Source organism: Oceanobacter sp. ABM4_470 (assembly GCF_056158645.1).
The window spans coordinates 912,708-933,869 of sequence record NZ_JBSWTR010000001.1; the positions used below are offsets into that span (position 1 = coordinate 912,708).

Genomic DNA, 21,162 nt, shown 5'->3' on the forward strand with positions numbered 1-21,162 from the left:
CTGCCAGCAATGAATACCTGTTCTCAGAGTGAGTTCAGGTACTGAATAATATCGCGGGACTCGAACATCCACTGTTCTTCGCCTTGCTCGTTGGTAATCAGCAAGCAAGGAACCGTAGTGCGGCCAGTGGCTTTTTGCTGCTGTTGGCGATATTCCGGATTTTGCAACACATTGCGTTTTTCTACCTTCACATTCAGGCCCGGAAGGCTGCGAAGAACCATCTGGCAGAATGGGCACATATCGTAGTAGTAGAGCGCGTAAGTCATAGTTTTCCTCTAACACAGCGGATGATGGAGCGGCATGCAAGCGTGTAGCCAGCCGTCAGGGAATCCGCCTGAACAAGACAATTTCATGGATATTCTAGAACACCTTATTCTCCTTGTACTGGCGATAATCGCCAATTGGTTTTCTGCATTGGCCGGTGGTGGTGCGGGTTTGATTCAGTTGCCGATGCTGATTTTCCTCGGTTTGCCGTTTTCGCTGGCATTGGCGACCCACAAGGTGGCGACAGTGGCTTTGGGGGTGGGGGCCACGAGCCGCCATTTGAAAGAAGGCCATCTGCAGTGGTGGTTAATCGCACTGATTGCCGGTGCTGGTATTCCCGGTGTGGTAGGTGGTGCGCTGTTTATCATTGGGGTGGACGATCGCAGCGCGGAAATTGCGTTGGGGATTTTGATGCTGGCGCTGTCGGCTTATTCCATTTTCAAGCCGGATTTGGGGCTGGATGAAACACCACGCCACAGAGATGCCTCTGGCATGGTGATCGGCGGTTTGATTCTGTTTGTGATTGGTGTGATGAACGGTGCGCTGTCGGCGGGAAGTGGGTTGTTTGTCACTCTATGGCTGGTGTACTGGTTTGGCTTTGAATACAAAAAAGCCGTAGCCCATACGCTGGTAGCGGTTGGCCTTGGCTGGAATGGCTCGGGGGCGCTGACCATGGGCACGGTGGCTGAGGTTCAGTGGAGCTGGATTCCGGCACTGCTACTGGGTTCAGTCATTGGTGGATATCTGGGAGCGAACAGCTCCATCAAGGCCGGTAATCTGACCATCAAGCGGTTGTACGAGGTGGTTACCCTGGTTGTGGCGTTGAAGCTGTTGGTCGGGGAGTTGTTGTAAGTTTCTCTGCGGTGTTTGGCTGATGGGCACGAGTGCCCATCCTGTCTTGCCGCTTGTCACCTCGTTTGAGGTACTCCACTGTCTATGCCATGCAACAGCGTGGCCCATGCCCCGATTTTGCTTCCCCGGGGGAAAATCCGACAGGCATAATCCGCCTCCATTTGCTCATTTTTCAGAGCATTCCTGAACCAGGCTGAGTTGATTGATCGGAGGGCGATATGAATCATTGGTTGATTCTGATGGTGGCGATTGTGCTTGAGGTGATTGCAACGTCGGCACTGAAGCAGTCGGATGGCTTTTCTAAGCTGGTGCCATCGGTAGTGGCCGGTTTGGGTTACGCCGGGGCGTTCTGGCTGTTGGCCATTTCGCTGAAAACCATTCCGGTGGGCATTGCCTACGCCGTTTGGGCCGGAGTTGGCATTATGGCTATTACCTTGATTGGTTGGGTGCTGTATGGCCAGAAGCTGGATGTTCCGGCGATTGCTGGTGTGGCCATGATTGGCGGCGGGGTGGTGCTGATTAACGTGTTCTCAAGCGTCAGTGCGCATTGATCATTGGGTCTGGGGTCTGGGAGCGTAGCCTCTGAGGTCGTAGGAGCGAATCGGGACGCGCAGTTTCATTCGCGAATGAAGCTGCGCGCCCCGATTCGCTCCTACGATACCGGTGATTACCACATCAAATCGTCTGGAATCTGGTACGCCGCGTACGGATCGTCTTCTTCCATCACATCGCCGGATGCATCGGCAATCATGATGTAGTGTTCAGGGTCACGCTGCTTCACCTTGTCAGCAACCTGTACCGGCACCACTTTGTAAACCGCTTCTTCCTTCACCACTTCCAACAGGATGATGGCCAGCTGGCCACGGCTCAGGCGATCCCATACTGCCTGATTCACGTACATCTGCTTCACTTTCTTGTCGTGAACGAAGTTGTACTTGATCTCACCGTCGCAATCGATGGCGTTGGTTTTGATCAGCTGCTTCACCTGAGCAACGATGGCCTTTTGCTTGGCGGCCTCTTCGCGCTGACGGTTCAGCTCTTTATCGCGGGCGGCTTTTTCCTTGCGCGCGGCTTCTGCGGCGGCGGCGGTGTCTTCAATGCCTTCGTCGTTACCGGTACGCTTGGCGTGCGCGGTTTTCTTCATTTCCTTGGCGTTTTTCTTGGCCTTCTTCTGATTGATCAGGCCCATTTCCAGCATTTGTTCTTGCAGTGACTTGGCCACTTGAATCTCTCCCTTGCCTTACTTGCTGCCGCCAGCCCAAACGCCTTCCGGCATCAGGCCAACCAGTTTGTCGATGGTGCTGTTGCGTTCTTCTACAGACGCAGAAGTGACTGTCACATGGCCCAGCTTGCGGGCAGGGCGTGCTTCCTTGCCGTAAGAGTGTACGTAAACACCGGCCAGACCATCGGCAGCAATGGTTGGGGTCTCGTCACCGATGACGTTCAGCATGGCAACGGCCGGGAACTTGGCTTCGGTGTTGCCCAGTGCTTTGCCGGAAATCGCCAGCATGTGGTTGCGGAACTGACTGGCGTCCGCACCTTCGATGGACCAGTGGCCGGAGTTATGTACACGTGGTGCCACTTCGTTGGCGACCAGACCAGATTCAGTATCGAATAGCTCCAGGGTAATGGTGCCGACGTAGTCGAGGCTGTTGGCCAAATCGGTAATGTAGGTGCGGGCTTGTTCGGCCTTGGCGTCGCTCAGACCTTCGCATGGGAACAGCGAGTAACGCAGAATGCCTTCGTGGTGCACGTTTTCGGTCATTGGCCAAATCACCACGTTGCCTTCGGCGTCGCGGCTGGCAATAACTGAGGTTTCACGGGAGAAGGTAACGAAAGCTTCAGCAATCAGCTCACGGCCGCCAATGGCGTCCCAGGCTGGTTCGGCGTCTTCCGGCGCGCGCAGTACAAACTGGCCCTTGCCGTCGTAGCCTTCGGTGGTGGTTTTCAGCACGATCGGCAGGCCCAGCTGCTCAACGGCGCTTTTCACATCTTCCAGTGAGTTCACGGCGCAGAAGTCGGCGGTGGCGATGCCCGCAGCACGCAGGGCGTTCTTTTCCGACAGACGGTTCTGGAAGGTTTTCAGGGCATTCAGGCCTGGCGCCAGTTTGTCGGCGTGGTCTTCCAGAATGGCAACGATATGAGCCGGGATGTTCTCGGTCTCGTAGGAAATCAGGTCATTCACGGCGATAAACGCACGCAGGGCGTCATCACTGTGAGCGCGCAGGTCGTACAGGTTTACGTCGATGTCTGCCAGGTCGGTGATGCTGTCTTGCAGCATCTGACCCAACTGGCCATTGCCGAGAATACCGATCTTCATATCTTGCTCTTGCCTTAATTACGGTTGTCGGAGTTCAGAAAAACAAAAAGCGGCTGGAGAGCCGCTTTTTGGAGTGCGATTCAGATCGCGAATTGTACCTGCTGAATCAGAAGGCGTCGCGTGGATCTGGCTGCGACAGCACAGTTTCGGTCTGATTGGCACGGAATTCGTCGATGCGAGTCATCAATTCAGGGTTGCTGGTGGCCAGAATCTGCGCAGCCAGCAGGCCTGCGTTCTTGGCACCGGCATCACCAATGGCCAGCGTACCCACGGCAACGCCGCCTGGCATTTGCACGATGGACAGCAGTGAGTCCAGGCCATTCAGGGCGCGGGACTTAACAGGCACACCCAGCACTGGCAGGGACGTTTGGGAAGCCACCATACCTGGCAGGTGAGCAGCGCCGCCAGCGCCGGCGATGATGACTTTCAGGCCGCGGTCGTGGGCGCTTTTGGAGTAGTCGAACAGCAGGTCTGGAGTACGGTGTGCAGAAACAACCTGTACTTCGTATTCCACACCCAGGGTGTCGAGTGTTTCAGCGGCGAACTGCATGGTAGGCCAGTCGCTCTTGGAGCCCATGATAATGCCAACCTGAACTGTCATTGTGTAAACCCTCTTACTGCGGGTCGGCCATGCGCTGATAGAAAGTGAGCGCTTCCAGCCAACCTTGATTTAACACCGGAAGGCTCATGCCTTGCCGGTGAACATTCTCTCGCCAGAAAAAATAACTCCACGACCCGGCGGAACCTGAAGAGGTCCGGGCTGGTCTTGTTGGCAGTTGGGAATCGACCAGCGACGTTGCTGGTACAAAATTCGGGCCGAAGGACCATCGGAGATCGGTCTCTGGCGAGGCCGATGAAAGAAAGCGCGAAAGACTATCACATGGCGATTTAATAAACAGACAACAAAAAAACTACCAATCTTCCTTGTTTGATTACCTAGGTCTATTAAAAACAGCTATCGCAGGGATAGCTGTGCGGCGCTCCAGCAGGCTTGGGTTCGTCCTGTGGCACCGTTATGATGGCGTTATTCATTTAAAAGGAACGAGCACGCATCATGTTGACTCTGTTATCGCCAGCCAAAACACTGGACTACGAGACACCCGCAACGACCAGCACCAGCAGCCAACCGCGCTTTCTGGACGACTCTGCCGAACTGATCGACGTGCTGCGCAAATACTCGCCGGATGAAATCGGCGGTTTGATGAAACTCAGCGACAAGTTGGCTGAACTGAACGTTGAGCGTTATTCCAGCTGGCAGTTGCCGCTGAATGAAAGCAACGCCAAGCAGGCCATTCTGGCCTTCAAGGGAGACGTTTACACGGGCCTTGAGGCCGAAACCTTGCAGCAGCAGGACCTTGAATACGCTCAACAGCACGTGCGCATGCTGAGTGGTTTGTACGGCATTCTGAAACCGCTGGATATGATGGCGCCATACCGTCTGGAAATGGGCACCAAACTGAAGAACCCACGGGGCAAGGACTTGTACGAATTCTGGGGCAATACGCTGACAGAATCGCTCAATAACGAACTGGCAGAACACGACAGCAAGGTGGTGGTGAATCTGGCGTCTAACGAGTATTTCAAATCGGTAAAGACCAAACAGCTCAGCGGCGAGTTGATTACGCCCGTGTTCAAGGATGAGAAAAACGGCAACTTCAAAATCATCAGCTTCTACGCCAAAAAAGCCCGTGGCATGATGGCTCGATACATCATCGACAACCGTATCGACACGCCAGAGGAACTGAAAGCCTTTAACGTGGCCGGATACAAATACTGCCCAGAAGATTCCAAAGGCAATACCTGGGTGTTTAATCGAGCCGAAAAGGATCTGCCAAATGCATAAACTGACCTCTGTTTTCCGCAAAACCTTGTTAACGACTGCCATGGTTGCAGGCGCGGGTTTGGGGTTGAGCGGTTGTGTGCTGTCGCCTCAAGTGGTTGAACTGAACGAAACCGCTAACGTACCGGCCGGAGAACTGAGCCAGCCCCGTAATGCACTGGTGCGCGTTGTTGACCAGCGCGGCATGGAAAACGATTTGCTAGGTTATCGTGGTGGACGTGAGCCGGAAAACTCGCCGCTGCTGACCAAAACCGATCTGAAAACCTCGCTGACCAACCGCCTGCGCTCGTCATTGGCAAACGTGGGTTTTGGCAACGGCACAGGTGCCGATCCGGTGAAAGTTCAGCTGGACGTCAACACCTTCAATTATCAGTGTAACGAAGGGGTGATGGTGAACGAATGCACCCTCGACCTGACCTTCGCGATGACCGTAATGAACGGCGCTGACACCTTCGACAAGCCATACAGCATCAGCGAAACCCGCTCTGTGGTGGCGTCACCAGCACAGGTGTACAACGAAGAATGGGTGAACGAAGCGCTGGATAAAATCTGGGGCCACATCTTCAAAGACCCTGAATTCCTGCGTGCGTTGGGCGTTCGCTGAGAGACCGGTTTTAATTAACCGATGAACTGAAAAGCCCCAGCGGGAAACTGCCGGGGCTTTTTCATTAGTAAATAAACCGAACCTCATGATCGGTATCCATGCGGTTTCTGGTCTGTATCCTGATGCTATAGCGTCAGGATTCTTTTGGTTCTGTTTGGTCTGGTACGGTTCAGTTGGGTTTGGTAACTGATACTAATCTGATACTTCGGTTCGTCTTTCCTGTTGATAGACTGTTCATCATACGGTTGTACTTCCCTCCGGCATCTTTCTTATCAACGGATATGACATGGCTACTTTTCTAAATGACTCTGACATGGACAGGGTAATTGAGTTATTGGTTCTCAAGGCGAAGAGGGAAGTCACGCTCATTTGTCCGAACATCAGCATGCCGGAGCATTTGCTGAAATTGCTGTGCGAACGTGCAGAGCAAGGTATCAAAGTAAGTCTGGTATACCGCCATCAAAAATTTGTCTCACGTCTTTACTCGTTGACCCGGTTGCCGAATTTGTCGGTGTTCGTCAGCCATAATCTGAATGCGCGTTGTTATTGCAACGAGAGCAATGTGGTCATGGCCAGTCGACCACTCAGTTCCGAGGTTGATTCGTTGGACATGGGGGTGTTGCTGACTAAATCGGGCGACAGCGCTGCCTTTGTTTCTGCGCGTTCAAAGATTGATGACATCAAGCAAGCGGCGGAGATGCTGATTCATAACACGCCTGAAACATTGGCCAAGCCGCCGAGTGTTTCGGCGTTGTCGAGTGTTTTCTACGCACCAGCCGAGGAGCCTGTAGAGTCACCCTCGGCCATACGTTATCTGGCAATGGCCAATGATCCTGCCATAAACGATGGTGCTGCGGCAGCGGTGCCTTCTGTACCTTCGCACCAATCGGCAGTCATGGAGCCAGAGTATTCTTCAGAAGGCGTTAATCTACTGACCACCACTGAGCTGGCTGCTCACTTGAAAGTGACAGAAAGCGCTTTGGTTAGCCAATTGGTTGCCGATGGCTTCCTAATCAAGCAGCAGCAAAACTACTACATGGCGGCCTGTGCCAAACGGTTGGGCGCCATCAGCCGAGTGGTTGATAACGCTTTGGTGTTTATGTGGCCGACGGACCTTTGGCGAAAAACAGCCTGAGCATATCCAACTGAACAGGTTTCGGCTTGCTCCGCCAACCCCCTAGGGACCCTCTGAAAAACTCTGCACAGCTCTCGGCTCTGGCTTCCTGCTTCGCCCTACCTCCTGCATCCATGCAGTCGTGCGCGTGTCCTGCAGGTTGTCAGAACAAGGCGGCGAATGCAGCGAAATGACGGGTCCTTTTCAAATCGGGCCGCGCAGGTTCGCCAACACCGTTCTGGCGGGCTGCAGGCCGCGCCCTACGGGGATGGCAGGGCATTGCTGACTCTGTGGCGCTGATTTTTGACTTGACCCGTCAGGCCTGCAAATCAGCTTCGTGATTCAGCTTCGCCCTGTCATCCAGAGCGGGCACCGAGTTTTTCAGAGGGTCCCTAGGCCAGCTCCGATTGAATATCGGCAATCACCCGGTTACGGCCCTTGTTCTTGGCGCTGTAAAGGGCGTTGTCGGCCCGCAATACCAGCTGGCGGGCGGTGTTGCCCGGGCCGTGGCATTCGGCCAAGCCAATGCTGGCAGTGACGTGGTCAACTTCGCCAAACTGTTCTGCGGCAATGGCCGTGCGCAGTTTTTCTGCCAAACGGAAGCCCATGGAACCGGAGGTGTTTGGCAACACCAGCATGAACTCTTCACCGCCCCAACGGCCGATCAGGTCGTTCTCGCGGCTGTGCTGGCTCAGCACGGATGCCACGCGCTTCAGCACTTCATCGCCTTCCAGGTGGCCGTAGACGTCGTTGATTTGCTTGAAATGGTCGATGTCGAGCAGCATCACAACGAAGGTTGCGTCATCGTCCAGCACCTTGTTGAGCTGGGTTTCAATGTAGAGTCGGTTGGACAGCCCGGTCAGGCTGTCGGTGGTCGACAGAATCGACAGCTCACGGTTTTTGCTGCTGAGGGCGTCATTGGCGTCTTGCAAACGTGCTTCCGCCGCATTGCGCAGGCCCATTTCGGTTTTTAATGCCCGGTTCAGGCGCGCCAGTTTCCAGTTCCACAGCACGATACCCAGCATAATAACGAAAATAATGGCGACGATTTTCCACACCAGATCGTAGTTGACCTGCTGGTCGAACTTCACCGCCACCCAGCGTTGGAACACCCGGGAGCGTTCTTCTTCGGTGATGTAGTCGGTGGCCTTGTTGAACATCGACAGCAGTTCGGGGCTGTCGTTACGAACGGCAATAGCGAGCTTCCAGTCTTCGTCCAGTCGTCCGCCAATCTTCAGGTTAATAAACCGACCTTCACGAATCGCATGACCCACAGGCGCGATGGCGCCAATCATGCCGAACAGGCGGCCTTCTTCAACTTGTCGCAAGCCTTCGGAGATGTCGTTCACTTCAATCACTTTCAGGCTGGGGTAATCCTGTTGCAGCTTGTTGAGCAAACCATAGCCACTGGGCACGGCGATGACCTGATCATCCAGCGACTTCAGGCCGTCCACAAACATGGCGTTTTCCTGAATGGCAATCACCAGAGGCAGACGTAAGTATGGCTTTGTGAAGTTCAGCTGGCGCGCCGCTTCCGGGGTTTCAAAGGCGGCCGACATAATGTCGCAGCGGCGATTCTGGGCGTATTGCAACGACTGCGATGTGCTGTCGGTTTGCACCATGGTCAGGCCAATACCAATCTGGTTGGCCATCAGGTTGAGGTAGTCGGCCACCATGCCTTCGTGTTTGCCTCCCTGGCCGATCTTCTCTAACGGCATCCAGTCCGGGTTGGCGCAGAAGGTGATGTTTGGTTGATTAGCCAGCCAGGCTTTTTCGGCTTCGTTCAATTCCATGCCGTTTTTGGGGCGGGCGACGTAGTTTTCATTGCCCATCCAGCGCTTGGAAATCAGCGCCATTTCTTCCCTTGAGATCGACTCGATGGCGCGATCCATAATGCCTTGCAGAACTGGCCAATCAGAACGAACGCCAATGCGCAGGTTAGCCAGATCAGGCTGTCCCAGCTCGACTTCACCTGTAATGGACAGGTCATTCATCAGATTGCGGGCAATCAGGTGGTTCACCACGGCAGCCTCTGCCAACGAGGCATTGGCTTTACCAATAGAGACCGCTTTCAGGCCGTCTAGCACGTCTTTAACGTAATGGATTTTGATGTTTGGATAATCACGGGTGAGTACTTCTTCGTAGAAAGAGCCCTTGGTAATGGCAACCGTTTTACCGTTGAGTTGGTCGATGGATTCGTAGCGTTGGTCTTTCTTGCTGGTAATCACGTTCGGGTTGTAGGCGAACGGGCGGGTGAATCGAATGTACTCACGGCGCTCCGGCGTATTGACCACATTCAACATTACATCCAGCTGACGGTCTTTGGTCATCGCCAGGAAGTCGCCCCAACTGGGGCCGCTGATGTATTCAATCCGAAAACCGGTTTTGCGGGCAATCAGGTTCATTACATCGATCGAATAGCCCTTTGGTTTGCCCTGTTCGTTGAAATTGAACGGCGGCCAGTTCAGCTCGTTGTGAACACGCAAGACCGGATTGGCTTCCAGAAAGGCTTTTTCGTCCTTATCCAGTTGCAACACCTGGGTGCTTTGCAAACCGCTGCTGAGCCAGCGGCGCGCCAGGCGGTCGCGCTCCTGGCCGGTAACGGAACGCAGGGCTTTCTGCAAAATGCCCTGGAATATGCCCCAGTCGTTACGGATGCCGATGCGCAAGTCGATGTTGAAGAGGGGGTTGTCGATGCCACCGATGACCTTGAGGTTGTTCAGCATGTTGTTGCGAATCACAAAATTCTGCACAGCAACGCCGCTGATGGTGGCATCGGCGTGGCCAAACGACACGGCTTTCAGGGCTTCCAATTGATCACTGACCAGCAGTAATTGGATGCCTGGGTAATGCTTCTCGATGGTTTCCTGATAGAAAAACCCTTTTGGAATTGCCAAAACCCGACCATTCAGGTCGCGCAAATCGCGTACTTCGTTGTTGTCGTCACGAACGGCAATGCCCGGCGGGTTGTTGAAATAGGGATCGGTGAAGAGGATGAACTTGCTGCGGTCTTCGGTCTCGACGATGTTCAGCATCACATCGAGATCCTTGTTGGCCAGCATGTTGGTGAATTCGCCCCAGCTTGGCCCGGTGATGTACTGAACCTGAATGCCAAGTTTCTCGGCCAGCAGGTCCATAAATTCGATGGAATAGCCCTTGGGGCGACCAAACTCGTAGTAGTTGAACGGCCCCCAGCTGGTTTCATTATGAACCCGGATGGTTTGATGGTTCTTTAGCCAGGTCTTTTCCTGCTGGGTCAGCCCCATATCGGCTGCCGGTTCATTGGATTCGGAAGCCGCAGAAACCGGATTGATAACGCCGAACAGACCCAGGCACATCATCAATAGCAGGGGCTGGCAGCGTTGCCACGCTGCCGCGAAGGAATCGAAATTAGCCAACCGTGAATTCACAAAGCGCCTACATCTTGAAATAAATAGAAACAGAGCCGTGATTCTAGCGCCTGGTGGTTGTTTTATAAACGACCAATATGGCCAACGGTTGTTCAATGTTCGTGAATGGTTGAGTGCCGGAAGTAGGGTGGCTCACGCTGGCCAGCGGAGGCTGATAGAGCCTGCCAGGGCACTTTTGGATGGATTGCTGTCGTTCGTTGAGACGAAATACGGTAAATTGCACGTTATTGTGCGCCGTACCTTCGGCGCTTTTATTTTCGCCTGTGACGGTCAGGGATACGAACATGCCAGACTTCAGCTTTTGGTTTCTCTTCTTTTCTACCGCATTGACGTTGAATATCGCGCCGGGTCCGGATTTGCTTTATATCCTCACCAAGACCATTGCTAACGGCCGTAAGGTTGGTGTGGCGTCTGCACTGGGTGTTTGCACCGGTGCGCTGTTTCATGTGTTTGCCGCAGCGGTTGGTCTGTCTGCCATTTTGGTGTCGTCAGCACTGGCGTTTACGGTGGTGAAGTTTGTAGGTGTGGCGTATTTGCTGTATCTGGCCTGGGATTCATTCAAGTCAGCGGGCACCAGCTTGCAGGTATCGGCTGATGGCCAGCCAAAGGAGTCTGCATGGGCTGCATTCCGTCAGGGTGTGCTGGTGGATATTCTGAACCCGAAGGTGGCTATTTTCTTTATGGCTTTCTTGCCGCAGTTTGTGCGCGAAGGGCAGGGCGCGGTGCCATTGCAGTTGGTGTATTTGGGCTTGTTGGTGATCGCCGTGGCAGTGGTGGTTGAAGTGTCTTATGTGTTGCTGGCCTCCAAGCTGACCAATAAGGTTCGCAGTAGCAAGCGTTTGAGTGTGTGGCTGGACCGTACTGTTGGTGCGGTGTTTGTGGCACTGGGCATCAAGCTGGCGGTTAGCTCTAGCCGCTAATCTGCCGCTCAGGTAACCATACAGCTATTCAAGCCGCTGTTCAGGCCGCCGTTTTATCTGGTATGCCGTGTTGATGAGCCAGTTTAATAGCGGTAATCAATCGCTCGATGCTGAACCCAGCGGCGGCGCTGGCGTCCCAGAACGGTGTTCTGAATCTCAAGGCGTTCAATCTTATGATGCGATGGTTACAACCCCGATGGCTGTTCACCCTTCTGATGCTGGTATCGGTATCGGCCTGTAGCAATGCGGATTGGCGTACTGCCAGCCGGGAGCCAGCAGGGTTGGCACCAGACCCAGAGCAAACGTCGGAAGCAGTGATTGAAGTGTATGGCGCCGATGCGTTCAGCTGGCGTGGCTGGTTTGCCATTCATACCTGGATTGCCGTGAAGCCCGTACAGGCGTCAGAATATACGGTATATGAAGTGGTTGGTTGGCGCGTGAAGCGTGGCTTACCTGCGCTGCGCGAATACACCACAAGCACACCCGACCGGTTTTGGTACGGTGCCGAGCCGGAGGTGTTGCTGTCTATCAAGGGTGATAAAGCTGCCGAGTTGATACCGCGTATTCAGGAGGCTGTGACTCGTTACCCGTGGGCCAATGAATATACGGTGTTCCCGGGGCCAAACAGCAATACCTTTCCGGCCTGGGTAGGCCTACAAGTTCCCGAGCTGGAGCTGGATTTGCCATTTAGTGCGATTGGCAGTGGTTATGCCGATAATGATCCTGACTGAAAATCCTGCCAGGCAAATCAAGGCGATGAAATGGTCTTATTGAATAGTCCAGAGCGAATAGACCAGCTGATGGTAAATATTGACCGTTCAGACTGTGGGTTGGCCCTGCGGTCATGGCTCCCCGCGGATCGCTGGGGAGTTTGATGCTTGGGACCCTCTGAATATATCTGCACGAGCACCGGGTTATGCAGAAGGTCCCTTGGCAAATACAGGCTGGATTACTGACGGAGGTTTTCTGCCAGCGAAGCGCTTACTTCCTTGACCTCGCTAAAATAAACGGTGCAGTCTGTTTCGTAATACGTCCACTCGCCATCATGGTGTTCAGTAACCAATTGCTCCGCACAAACAGATGGGTATTCTCTTTCTCCGTTCTCTTCCAGTGGATATATTGTAAAACGAAGATAAAACCTTGTTGTCATGAATGATAGCTCATTCACTGATTTCGCGCGGCTGTATATTGTGACTATGTTTTCTCTTTTTTTATGGCCGAGAATTTCTGGTTGCCAATTGGAAAGTGAGACTTTAGTGCCATCGTTCAACGATTCCAACATGGTGTTTTTGCTGCTTATTTCTGCGAGTGGGGCTATATAAATTACCCAGAAAGTGATGCAGGTTATTACCGAGATGCTAAGTCCTAGCCCCCATGCAAGTCCTTTGAATATCTCTTTCATATTGTTGCTTAAACCTCGTCCCTGTTGGTATCAATACGACCGATGAATTGATAAACATATTGTAAATGTAGTGTACTTGGTCATACGGGGATTAACTACCTATCATCTATCCCTCCCGCAACTCCCGCTCCAACCAATCGAGAAACAGCGCCGCATCCGGTGCCAGTTTCTTGCCGGATTTCCGTACCAGATAAAATGACTCGCTGGCTGGCAAGCGTTCCGGTAACGGGGCGACGAGTCGGCCTTCAGCAAGTGCATCTTCCACCATGGCGCTTCGCGCCAGTGCAACCCCGGTTCCCAGTTCGGCCAGTTTGAGGGCTGATACAACGTTATCGACCTGAATGCCGTGGGATGGGTCGATGTCGTCTTCGTTCATCAGGGAAAGCCAGTAGCCCCAGCCTTCTTCGTAGCCCATGACGTGCAGCAGGGTAAGGCCTTGCAGGTCTTGTGGGCTGTTTATGGGATGCTGTGCCAGCAGCTCTGGCGAGCACACCGGGAATAGTTCGTCCCAGCTCAGGCGCTGCGACAGGTGTCCGGCCCATTCGCCGCTGCCCCAGCGGATTTCAAAATCGTCGTCGGCTTCGACGTCTTTCACCCACAGGGTGCTGGTGTAGCGTATATCGATGTCGGGGTACTGGGCATTGAAGTCACGAATGCGCGGCGCCAGCCAGGTCATAAAGAACGACAGGCTGCCACGAATTTTTACCGGAACGCGTTGGCTTTGGCTGAACAGTTCGGTGGTGGCGGCGGCCAGTCGTGAGATGGAATCCTGAACGACCGGCAGGTAAGACTGGCCTTCGTCGGTAAGGGCGATGCCACGCGGCAGTCGTTTGAACAGGGCAACGCCCAGATGACGTTCCAATAGCCGGATTTGCTGGCTGACGGCCCCTTGGGTCAAGTGCAGTTCCTGCGCGGCTTTGGTGAAGTTGAGGTAGCGGGCGGACACTTCAAAGGTGCGAAGCCAGTTCAGTGGTGGCAGGGTTTTTTGCATGGTTTCGTCGGGGCCGGTGTCAGTTCGGCCCCGAGTATACTGGATTGTTTTGTCGCGCGGTTAAACGTGGTGCAGCACCTGGCCCAGGAACTGTTGCAAGCGTGGATGTTGCGAGGTGAAGAAGGTGTCCGGGGATTCTTCCAGTACCAGCTCGCCGTCTTCCATAAATACCACCCGGTCGGCGACTTCTTTGGCAAAGCCCATTTCGTGGGTAACCACCACCATGGTCATGCCTTCGCGGGCGAGGGTTTGCATAACTTCCAGTACTTCGCCGACCATTTCCGGGTCGAGGGCGCTGGTGGGTTCGTCGAACAGCAGGATGTCGGGCTTCATGGCCAGCGCCCGGGCAATGGCCACGCGCTGTTGCTGACCGCCTGAAAGTCGTGCCGGGTAATTGCTCATGCGGTCGGCCAGGCCTACGCGGGTGAGCAGCTGTTCGGCGGTTTGCTGGGCTTCTTTGCGGCTTTGTTTCAGAACCTTCATGGGCGACAGCATGACGTTTTGCAGGGCGGTTTTGTGCGGGAACAGGTTGAACTGTTGGAACACCATGCCGACTTCTTCGCGCACCTTGTTGATGTTGGTCGCTTTGTCGTTGAGGTCGACGCCTTCAATGCGAATGCTGCCGGAAGAAATGGTTTCCAGCTGGTTCAGGGTTCGCAGAAAGGTCGATTTGCCCGAGCCACTGGGGCCAATAATCACCACGACCTCACCACGATGAATATCCAGTGATACCTGTTTCAGGGCATGGCAGCCGTTAGGGTAAATCTTGTCGACCTTGTGGGCTTCGATGATGACATCGTTTGTACGCTTGTGTGCAGTTTGCTCAGGCATCAGCGGCCATCCTTTTTTCCAGACGTTGGATCAGCAACGACAACAAGCCAGTGATTAACAGGTACAGCAGGGCAACGGTGAACCATACTTCAAAGGGCGCAAAGTTGCCGCTGACCACTTCGCGTCCGGCTTTGCTGAGGTCGGTAATCGAAATCACCGACACCAGTGAGGAGTCCTTGATTAGGTTAATAAACTGGCCCGCCAGCGGTGGCAGCGTGCGTTGAATGGCTTGCGGCATGATGACGTACACCATGGCTTGCACGTAGTTCATACCTAACGAGCGTGCGGCTTCCATTTGGCCAGGCGGAATTGATTGAATGCCTGCTCGCACAATTTCAGCCACGTAGGCCCCGGTGAAAATTGCCAGTGCCGCGACACCTGCGGTGAAACGGTCCAGGTCGAACACGGTGCCAATAAAGAAGTAAACGATGAAAATCTGCACCAGCAGCGGGGTGCCACGGATGATTTCAATGTAGGTAATGGCCAGATCGCGCAGCACCACTTTTTCAGAGATGCGCATCAGGCCAAAAACCACCCCCAACAGAATGGCGAACACCAGCGATACCACAGATATTTTGATGGTGACCCACAGACCAATGGCGATGGTGCCAAAGCGCCAGCCGTGTTGCTGGGCAATGGTGTCGCCCTGAAACACCATGTCGCCGTCCATCACCAGTAGTTCGTAGCCAACAGGGACAAATTGCGGCTCGCCACCAGCATCCGGCTCGACGGTCAGTTGGCCGTTGTCATCAATCCAGGCAGTACCGTCGATGTGTGCCAGAACGTCCTGTGGGGTGGTGTCGATGACGTGCGGCCACAGCCGTTCCCAATTCCAGGTGTAATTAATGCGCTGGCCCGACAGGTAAATACCGGATACCAGTACCGCCATGATCAGCAGGTACAGGCCGTGGCCCAGCCAGGGGCTTTTGGTGGAGGCGTTTGGAGTCATGTCTGGAAAATGCGGTGGCTGAAAGTTCAACAGCCGCGGCTATGGGAAGCATAACCGCGGCTGCTGCTGACCAGTGTAGCGTGTTACCGCTACAACCGTGGCTTATTGAACCTGTTTTACCCAGGCGTCGGACTCAAACCACTTGGCGTAAATGCGATCGTAGGTACCGTCGTTCTTGATCATCTTCAGGTAGTTGTTGAGGAAGTTCAGGAAGTCCGGGTCGCCGCGACGAATGGCCCAGCCCAGTGGCTCGTAAGTGAAGCTGGCATCCAGGTGGATCACTTTGTCTTTGTGCTGGGAGGCGTACAGGGCGTTGTATGGCAGGTCGTAAACGAAGGCGTCGGCCTTGCCGTTGATGACTTGCAGCACGCCATCGGCGGAGGTTTCAAACAGGTTCAGTTTGGCTTTTGGCAGGTGCTTTTCCGCAGCCATGGCACCGGTCGTACCGATTTGACTGGTGATGGTGTACTGACCGTTGTTGAGATCCTTGTAGCTTTTGATGGTGCCAGCCAGCTCTGGACGGATCAGCACGGTTTGGCCAATTTCCAGGTAAGTGTCGGCGAACATCACTTGCAGGTTACGTGCTGGGGTAATGCCCATGCCGCCAATGATGATGTCGCATTTGCCGGTTTGCAGGGCCGGGATAATGCCGTCCCACGCGGTGTTAACGGGTACAAACTTGACGCTCATGGAGCGCGCCATGTGCTTGATCACGTCGATATCAAAACCAATGAAATTGCCGTTTTTGGCCTTCATGTAGAACGGCAGGTAACCCGCTTCAAAGCAGCCGTGCAGCTCGCCGCTGGCCAGAATGCCATCGATGGCGGATTTGTCCGCAGCGGAAGAAGAGGCAGATGCGCCCAGCAGGGAGGTGCCCACCAGCAAGGTGGCCAACATGCGTTTCAGTACAGAGGTCATAACAGGTCCCGGTTCTGTTGTTATTTGGCGTCAGAAAAGCGCGTAACTATAAAGAAGCGGTTACGGTCTGAGTAACGACGATATGGGTGCCTAAGACCAGGTTTTTTTAATGGCTGGTTTTGGTGGGTGGCTTTGAGATTGTGAAATCAGAGATTTTTAGAGGGGTTTTCGGAGGTTTTGGCAGGATTCAGAGAGGTTTTGCCAAGTTGTTGAGATTGAATTTCAACAAAAGCATCAATTCGATTAATGAAATGATAGGTTGAAAAGGTCGATTCGGCTACACTGCCGCGCTGATTTAACCAACGGAATTTCCCTTATGACTTCTCTGACGATTCTGGATGGCGGCATGAGCCGCGAACTGCAACGCCTGGGCGCCCCTTTCCGACAGCCTGAGTGGTCGGCACTGGCCATGATGGAAACCCCGGAGATTGTTAAACAAGCGCATAAGGAATTTATTCAGGCTGGCTCCCGGGTGATTACCACCAACAGCTACGCCTTGGTGCCGTTTCACATTGGCGAACAGGTGTTCGAGCAGCGAGTGGGTGAGCTGGCTGCCAATTCTGTTGCGGTAGCCCGCGCTGCTGCTGAGGAAAGTGGTGAAGCGGTGACCGTTGCAGCGTCCATCCCGCCGCTGTTTGGCTCCTACCGTGCCGACCTGTACGAAGCCGACCGCTTTGAGGAAATCGCCCGCCCATTGGTTACCGCCCTGAAAGCCGGCAATCCGGACGTATGGCTGAATGAAACCCAAAGTCTGTTGGCAGAAACCCTCGCCATGAAAGCGTTGGTGGACAGCATCGACAGCGAGAAAAAACCGTACTGGGTGTCGTTCACACTGGAAGACTTTGAGCCTTCCGATACTCCGAAACTGCGCTCGGGTGAAACCGTTCGTGATGCGGTTGAAGCCATGGCAAACGCTGGTGTGGATGCGATTCTGTTCAATTGCAGCCAGCCTGAAACCATTTCTGACGCCATTCGCGTGGCAAAAGACGTGTTGGCCAATAGCAACGACGAGCGCATTCAGAACATCAAGGTTGGCGCGTATGCCAACGCCTTCGCGCCGCAGCCAAAAGATGCTACTGCTAACGACGGTCTTGACGAAGTACGCCCGGACCTGACGCCAGATACCTACACCGTGTGGGTCAAAGAGTGGAAAGACATGGGTGCTGATATGATCGGCGGCTGCTGTGGCATTGGTGTGGAGCACATTGCTGCGATTAAAGCGCTGGGGTTGTAACCGCAATCGAGAGCAAGCTCTCTCCCACAGGTTGTGTATGCGCTTGTAGGAAGGAATTCATTCCCGATGCGGTTTGGTTTTTGTGGTGGTTGATGGGCACAAGTGCCGATCTATCAGTGGGGTTTTGGGCGGCGTTCCTGGTGTTGCAGGAGCGCCGTGGTAAAAAAACCTTCATCGCGAATAAATTCGCTCCTACGATCTGCCAGACGCCAGCCTTCCTCACGCCGCTTTTGCTTTGGCCGCTGTCACTGCATTGCGCGGCTTCCAGAACATCACGGCATTTCCTGCCAGAATCAGCACTAGCCCGACGACTGCCGCGAAGCGCCATTCATAACCCTCGAACAGGGTGGATATGGTCAGCGCGACCAATGGGAACATGACGGTAGCGTAGGCAGCCTGGCCGGTTCCTATACGGCCAATCAGCAGGAAGTAGGCGCCAAATCCCAGTATCGATCCAACAATGGCAAGGTAAAACAGGCCGCTCAGGTAGGGCAGGCCGGTGTCTATGCGGAATTCGGTGCCGCTCAGCAGGATTACTGCCAGCATGGTTAGCGCGCCATAAGTCATGGAGTAGGCGTTGGTGGTGAATACATTGAGGCCTCGTTTTTGGTGGCGGGCGCTGATGATATTGCCGAGTGAAAATCCATAAGTGCCCAACAAACACAGGCCAATGCCCAGCAAGGTGTCAGTATTGGCGCTGGAGGCGGTCAGGTCGTGCCAGAACAAGCTGATGATGCCGACGATACCGAGGCTGTTGGCCAGCATCAGGCGGGCGGTTACCCGCTGTCCCAGAAACAGCACGCCGTTGATGGCGTTGAACAGGATCGCCATCGAGAAAAGCACCGACTCAAGCCCGCTGTTGATGTAGTGGTTGGCCTGATAGAAGCACAGGAAATTGAAGCAGAACACGCACATGCCCTGTAGCACACAGAACAGGTGATCTGTGCGGCTGATGCGGGTCAGTTTGCCCATCAAGGCGACCATGGGCACCAGCAGCAAGGCGGCCAGTGCGAAGCGGTAAAATACAGAGACCGCTGCAGCCACATCACCGGTTTGCATGGCGATGGCGATCCAGGTGGTGCCCCAGATCAGTACGGTGGTGGCGTATAAAAATACTGTCATGGTGTTTACCTGTTTTTGGATTTGAAGGTGGATTCGAAGATGGATTTTGCAGTCGGATTGTGAAATTGGACTGGTCGTAATGTGACCATGCTGCCGTTTTGCTCGTGTGGTCGCTGCTACCAACTTGCGCCATTTGCACATTCTTGCGGTTAATTTTTCAAAAATGTCTGTTTCAGGGCTTTGCCACTGGCGACCGCTTGGCGGTTGTTGACCACTCACTTAAGATAATTTGAACAGTAATGAACAAGGCCAAACGGCGTGGCAGAACAGTACCAGGTGTACAACAACTTGCAGCAGCACAAGGCGCGTTTGCTCAATGAGGGCAGGCTGGTGGCTGGCTCGGCATCTGGCGCAGAGGCCGTCGACGGCATTGGACTGGCGGCCTGGAATAATCGCAACGATCGGGTGGTTGTCGACGGTGCTGACCACCACACCTTGAGCCTGTATGTTGAAAACGGCTACGAGTCGTACCTGAAAACGCCCCATGGCTGGAAAAATGGCGGTGCGCCCGACCGGCTGTGTTTAATGCCCAAAGGCTATGCTTCTACCTGGGACATTCGTGGTGAACTCACCTTTGTGCACCTGTATTTTACCGATCGTCACCTGAGCCAAATAGCCGAGCAGGTATGGGACAAAAGCCCCGCCGGGCTGACGGTAGACGAGCGTATTTTTGCCGACGACCCACAAGTCGCGATCCTGTACCGTCAGTTTCTGCTGGCCAGCAACTGGCACGACAACGCCGACCGCCTGATTCTTAGCAGCGCAACCGCCATGTTGCTGACGCATCTGGTAAAAGAGTACACCCACTTTCAATGGACGCCGCTAACGGTCAAAGGCGGGCTGGCACCATTTCAGCTGGCGCGGGTAAAGGCCTTTGTAGACGCCAATATTGATCAGCCGCTGCTGCTGGCAGATTTGGCCGCTCTGGTACAACTCAGCGAGTTTCATTTTGCTCGCATGTTCAAACAAAGTGTTGGTCTGGCACCGCACCAGTACGTGATGCAACAGCGCTTGTTAAAAGCCGAGCAATTGCTCAAACACACTGATACGCCGCTGACCGACATTGCCCAGCGCTGTGGCTTCAGCTCCTCCAGCCATTTCTCCAATCGCTTTCGTCAGCTACGAGGCACGACCCCGAGCCAGTACCGCCGCCGCTGAGTTGTGTTATACGTAGACGCGTTTGCAACGATTTACCGGGATAATTTCATGAAGATTGTGTTTGCCGCGCCATCACTGGACGCGCAGCTATGGCTGCCGGAGTTGAACCGTGCCTTGCCAGATGCCGACATTCAGGTTGATGGTCAGCAACCAGAGGGCTGGTTGGCCGATTATGCACTGGTGTGGTTGCCTGCGGCTGGTTTCTTCAGTTCGCATCCGCAATTGAAAGGCATTGTGAATCTGGGGGCAGGCGTTGATAAGTTATTGGCGCAAGCCGATTTTCCGCGTCAGGTGCCGTTAATGAAGTTGCGCGATGCGGGCATGGGGGCCTTGATACTGGATTACGTGCGGTATGGCTTGCTGCACTTTGGTCGTGACTTTGACCACTACCGCGCTGATCAGCGTGCGCTGGTGTGGCAGCCCCGGGACCTGAATAACCCTCTGAAGCGAAAGGTGACTGTGTTGGGCACCGGAGCCATTGGCCAGACCGTGGCTAACGGACTGGTTGCCGATGGCTACACCCTTCGCAGCTGGGGCCGAAGCCCAAAGCACATTGAAGGCGTTGATGTGTTTGCCGGTCAGGTGGCCCTGGCAGATTGTTTGGCAGACACCGATGTGCTGGTGAACCTGCTGCCTTGCACCCACGAGACCCAGGGTCTGATTCAGCAAGAGCAACTACAGCTGCTGAACCGAGGTGCTGTTGTGATCAGCGCTGGCCGTGGCGAAATTTTCAGCGAGTTGGCGTTGGTGCAGGGCTTGGAGTCTGGCCAGCTGCGAGGAGCCCTGTTGGATGTGTTCGAACAAGAGCCTTTGCCCGCCAATTCGCCGTTGTGGCGAATGGATAACGTGCTGGTTACCCCGCACATTGCAGGTCCGACCCTGATTGACGGCGCGGTCGAGCAGGTGAGTGATTACTTGCTGAAGCTGGACGAGGGTGTTTCGGTGCCTTGTGTGGACGTTGAAACGGGTTACTAGGGACCCTCTGAATAACCCGGTGCCCGCTCTGGATGACAGGGCGAAGCTGATTTGCAGGCCTGACGGGTCAAGTCAAAAATCAGCGACACAGAGTCAGCAATGCCCTGCCATCCCTGCAGGACTCGCGCACGACTGCATGGATGCAGGAGGTAGGGCGAAGCAGGAAGCCAGAGCCGAGAGCTGTGCAGAGTTATTCAGAGGGTCCCTATTATTTTAAATCCGTTACCAAATTATTGGATGCGGGTTTTCTTGGCGCCG

General features: G+C 54.3%; 21 protein-coding genes. 10 read left to right on the plus strand and 11 right to left on the minus strand.

What is annotated here, in order from left to right:
* Window positions 1-23: 23 nt before the first annotated feature.
* On the minus strand, window positions 24-266 hold the full coding sequence (locus tag ACXADJ_RS03980) for a glutaredoxin family protein (protein WP_475063347.1): 243 nt from the start codon (window positions 264-266) through the stop codon (window positions 24-26).
* An 85-nt stretch (window positions 267-351) separates the two neighbouring features.
* Between ACXADJ_RS03980 and ACXADJ_RS03985 the strand changes: the two genes are divergently transcribed.
* Window positions 352-1,116: a sulfite exporter TauE/SafE family protein gene (locus ACXADJ_RS03985; RefSeq protein ID WP_475063349.1), complete on the plus strand. Its 765-nt coding sequence runs from the start codon at window positions 352-354 to the stop codon at window positions 1,114-1,116.
* A gap of 218 nt (window positions 1,117-1,334) precedes the next feature.
* Window positions 1,335-1,667, plus strand: coding sequence for a DMT family transporter (locus tag ACXADJ_RS03990; RefSeq protein ID WP_475063351.1), 333 nt, complete (start codon window positions 1,335-1,337; stop codon window positions 1,665-1,667).
* A 116-nt stretch (window positions 1,668-1,783) separates the two neighbouring features.
* Here ACXADJ_RS03990 and ACXADJ_RS03995 read toward each other — a convergent pair whose 3' ends face one another.
* The 3 genes from ACXADJ_RS03995 to purE all read right to left on the minus strand — a co-directional run bounded on the left by ACXADJ_RS03995 (window position 1,784) and on the right by purE (window position 4,037).
* Complete coding sequence (locus tag ACXADJ_RS03995) at window positions 1,784-2,338, minus strand: DUF2058 domain-containing protein (protein ID WP_028294315.1); 555 nt, start codon at window positions 2,336-2,338, stop codon at window positions 1,784-1,786.
* A gap of 18 nt (window positions 2,339-2,356) precedes the next feature.
* Window positions 2,357-3,436 (minus strand): 5-(carboxyamino)imidazole ribonucleotide synthase, encoded by a 1,080-nt coding sequence (locus tag ACXADJ_RS04000; protein ID WP_475063354.1) that lies wholly within the window; start codon window positions 3,434-3,436, stop codon window positions 2,357-2,359.
* A gap of 106 nt (window positions 3,437-3,542) precedes the next feature.
* The gene (gene purE / locus ACXADJ_RS04005) at window positions 3,543-4,037 is read right to left on the minus strand and encodes a 5-(carboxyamino)imidazole ribonucleotide mutase (RefSeq protein ID WP_028294313.1); all 495 of its coding nucleotides are present in this window, start codon (window positions 4,035-4,037) and stop codon (window positions 3,543-3,545) included.
* Between the two features lie 453 nt (window positions 4,038-4,490).
* Here purE and yaaA point away from each other — a divergent pair, with 453 nt between their 5' ends.
* From yaaA to ACXADJ_RS04020, 3 genes are all read left to right on the plus strand, one after another.
* The gene (gene yaaA / locus ACXADJ_RS04010) at window positions 4,491-5,279 is read left to right on the plus strand and encodes a peroxide stress protein YaaA (RefSeq protein ID WP_475063360.1); all 789 of its coding nucleotides are present in this window, start codon (window positions 4,491-4,493) and stop codon (window positions 5,277-5,279) included.
* Entirely contained in the window at window positions 5,272-5,880 is a 609-nt protein-coding gene (locus tag ACXADJ_RS04015) for a YajG family lipoprotein (protein ID WP_028294311.1), read from the plus strand. The genes yaaA and ACXADJ_RS04015 overlap by 8 nt, the downstream gene beginning before the upstream one ends.
* Before the next feature lie 286 nt (window positions 5,881-6,166).
* Window positions 6,167-7,015, plus strand: coding sequence for a hypothetical protein (locus tag ACXADJ_RS04020; protein WP_475063362.1), 849 nt, complete (start codon window positions 6,167-6,169; stop codon window positions 7,013-7,015).
* 371 nt (window positions 7,016-7,386) lie between these two features.
* On the opposite strand, the gene ACXADJ_RS04025 is transcribed toward ACXADJ_RS04020, so the two are convergent.
* Complete coding sequence (locus tag ACXADJ_RS04025; RefSeq protein ID WP_475063365.1) at window positions 7,387-10,392, minus strand: transporter substrate-binding domain-containing diguanylate cyclase; 3,006 nt, start codon at window positions 10,390-10,392, stop codon at window positions 7,387-7,389.
* A gap of 296 nt (window positions 10,393-10,688) precedes the next feature.
* Between ACXADJ_RS04025 and ACXADJ_RS04030 the strand changes: the two genes are divergently transcribed.
* Together ACXADJ_RS04030 and ACXADJ_RS04035 are read left to right on the plus strand one after the other, a co-directional pair.
* Window positions 10,689-11,324 carry a LysE family translocator gene (locus ACXADJ_RS04030; protein ID WP_475063367.1) on the plus strand — a complete coding sequence of 212 codons (636 nt, stop codon included), beginning with the start codon at window positions 10,689-10,691 and terminating at the stop codon, window positions 11,322-11,324.
* A 173-nt stretch (window positions 11,325-11,497) separates the two neighbouring features.
* Entirely contained in the window at window positions 11,498-12,055 is a 558-nt protein-coding gene (locus ACXADJ_RS04035) for a DUF3750 domain-containing protein (RefSeq protein WP_475063369.1), read from the plus strand.
* A gap of 218 nt (window positions 12,056-12,273) precedes the next feature.
* Here ACXADJ_RS04035 and ACXADJ_RS04040 read toward each other — a convergent pair whose 3' ends face one another.
* The 5 genes from ACXADJ_RS04040 to ACXADJ_RS04060 all read right to left on the minus strand — a co-directional run bounded on the left by ACXADJ_RS04040 (window position 12,274) and on the right by ACXADJ_RS04060 (window position 16,415).
* On the minus strand, window positions 12,274-12,726 hold the full coding sequence (locus tag ACXADJ_RS04040; protein WP_475063371.1) for a hypothetical protein: 453 nt from the start codon (window positions 12,724-12,726) through the stop codon (window positions 12,274-12,276).
* A gap of 106 nt (window positions 12,727-12,832) precedes the next feature.
* Entirely contained in the window at window positions 12,833-13,717 is an 885-nt protein-coding gene (locus ACXADJ_RS04045; protein WP_475063373.1) for a LysR substrate-binding domain-containing protein, read from the minus strand.
* 60 nt (window positions 13,718-13,777) lie between these two features.
* Window positions 13,778-14,548, minus strand: a complete 771-nt coding sequence (locus ACXADJ_RS04050) for an amino acid ABC transporter ATP-binding protein (protein WP_475063375.1) — start codon at window positions 14,546-14,548, stop codon at window positions 13,778-13,780.
* Entirely contained in the window at window positions 14,541-15,497 is a 957-nt protein-coding gene (locus ACXADJ_RS04055; RefSeq protein ID WP_475063379.1) for an amino acid ABC transporter permease, read from the minus strand. The genes ACXADJ_RS04050 and ACXADJ_RS04055 overlap by 8 nt, the downstream gene beginning before the upstream one ends.
* 102 nt (window positions 15,498-15,599) lie before the next feature.
* Window positions 15,600-16,415: a transporter substrate-binding domain-containing protein gene (locus ACXADJ_RS04060; RefSeq protein WP_475063381.1), complete on the minus strand. Its 816-nt coding sequence runs from the start codon at window positions 16,413-16,415 to the stop codon at window positions 15,600-15,602.
* Between the two features lie 316 nt (window positions 16,416-16,731).
* On the opposite strand from ACXADJ_RS04060, the gene ACXADJ_RS04065 reads away from it, so the two are divergent.
* On the plus strand, window positions 16,732-17,649 hold the full coding sequence (locus tag ACXADJ_RS04065; protein ID WP_475063383.1) for a homocysteine S-methyltransferase family protein: 918 nt from the start codon (window positions 16,732-16,734) through the stop codon (window positions 17,647-17,649).
* Window positions 17,650-17,868: 219 nt separating this feature from the next.
* Here ACXADJ_RS04065 and ACXADJ_RS04070 read toward each other — a convergent pair whose 3' ends face one another.
* Window positions 17,869-18,771, minus strand: a complete 903-nt coding sequence (locus ACXADJ_RS04070; protein WP_475063385.1) for a DMT family transporter — start codon at window positions 18,769-18,771, stop codon at window positions 17,869-17,871.
* Between the two features lie 258 nt (window positions 18,772-19,029).
* On the opposite strand from ACXADJ_RS04070, the gene ACXADJ_RS04075 reads away from it, so the two are divergent.
* Window positions 19,030-19,929 (plus strand): helix-turn-helix transcriptional regulator, encoded by a 900-nt coding sequence (locus ACXADJ_RS04075; RefSeq protein ID WP_475063388.1) that lies wholly within the window; start codon window positions 19,030-19,032, stop codon window positions 19,927-19,929.
* A gap of 48 nt (window positions 19,930-19,977) precedes the next feature.
* Window positions 19,978-20,904, plus strand: coding sequence for an NAD(P)-dependent oxidoreductase (locus ACXADJ_RS04080; protein WP_475063391.1), 927 nt, complete (start codon window positions 19,978-19,980; stop codon window positions 20,902-20,904).
* Window positions 20,905-21,162: the final 258 nt, after the last annotated feature.

Coding starts and splice junctions, on each gene's coding strand:
- ACXADJ_RS04080 (WP_475063391.1), top strand. CDS start 19,978: ATGAAGATTGTGTTTGCCGCGCCATCACTGGACGCGCAGCTATGGCTG.
- ACXADJ_RS04060 (WP_475063381.1), bottom strand. CDS start 16,415: ATGACCTCTGTACTGAAACGCATGTTGGCCACCTTGCTGGTGGGCACC.
- yaaA (WP_475063360.1), top strand. CDS start 4,491: ATGTTGACTCTGTTATCGCCAGCCAAAACACTGGACTACGAGACACCC.
- ACXADJ_RS04045 (WP_475063373.1), bottom strand. CDS start 13,717: ATGCAAAAAACCCTGCCACCACTGAACTGGCTTCGCACCTTTGAAGTG.
- ACXADJ_RS04000 (WP_475063354.1), bottom strand. CDS start 3,436: ATGAAGATCGGTATTCTCGGCAATGGCCAGTTGGGTCAGATGCTGCAA.
- ACXADJ_RS04030 (WP_475063367.1), top strand. CDS start 10,689: ATGCCAGACTTCAGCTTTTGGTTTCTCTTCTTTTCTACCGCATTGACG.
- ACXADJ_RS04070 (WP_475063385.1), bottom strand. CDS start 18,771: ATGACAGTATTTTTATACGCCACCACCGTACTGATCTGGGGCACCACC.
- ACXADJ_RS03990 (WP_475063351.1), top strand. CDS start 1,335: ATGAATCATTGGTTGATTCTGATGGTGGCGATTGTGCTTGAGGTGATT.
- ACXADJ_RS04020 (WP_475063362.1), top strand. CDS start 6,167: ATGGCTACTTTTCTAAATGACTCTGACATGGACAGGGTAATTGAGTTA.
- ACXADJ_RS04055 (WP_475063379.1), bottom strand. CDS start 15,497: ATGACTCCAAACGCCTCCACCAAAAGCCCCTGGCTGGGCCACGGCCTG.
- ACXADJ_RS04035 (WP_475063369.1), top strand. CDS start 11,498: ATGATGCGATGGTTACAACCCCGATGGCTGTTCACCCTTCTGATGCTG.
- ACXADJ_RS04050 (WP_475063375.1), bottom strand. CDS start 14,548: ATGCCTGAGCAAACTGCACACAAGCGTACAAACGATGTCATCATCGAA.
- ACXADJ_RS04015 (WP_028294311.1), top strand. CDS start 5,272: ATGCATAAACTGACCTCTGTTTTCCGCAAAACCTTGTTAACGACTGCC.
- ACXADJ_RS03980 (WP_475063347.1), bottom strand. CDS start 266: ATGACTTACGCGCTCTACTACTACGATATGTGCCCATTCTGCCAGATG.
- ACXADJ_RS03985 (WP_475063349.1), top strand. CDS start 352: ATGGATATTCTAGAACACCTTATTCTCCTTGTACTGGCGATAATCGCC.
- ACXADJ_RS04040 (WP_475063371.1), bottom strand. CDS start 12,726: ATGAAAGAGATATTCAAAGGACTTGCATGGGGGCTAGGACTTAGCATC.
- purE (WP_028294313.1), bottom strand. CDS start 4,037: ATGACAGTTCAGGTTGGCATTATCATGGGCTCCAAGAGCGACTGGCCT.
- ACXADJ_RS04065 (WP_475063383.1), top strand. CDS start 16,732: ATGACTTCTCTGACGATTCTGGATGGCGGCATGAGCCGCGAACTGCAA.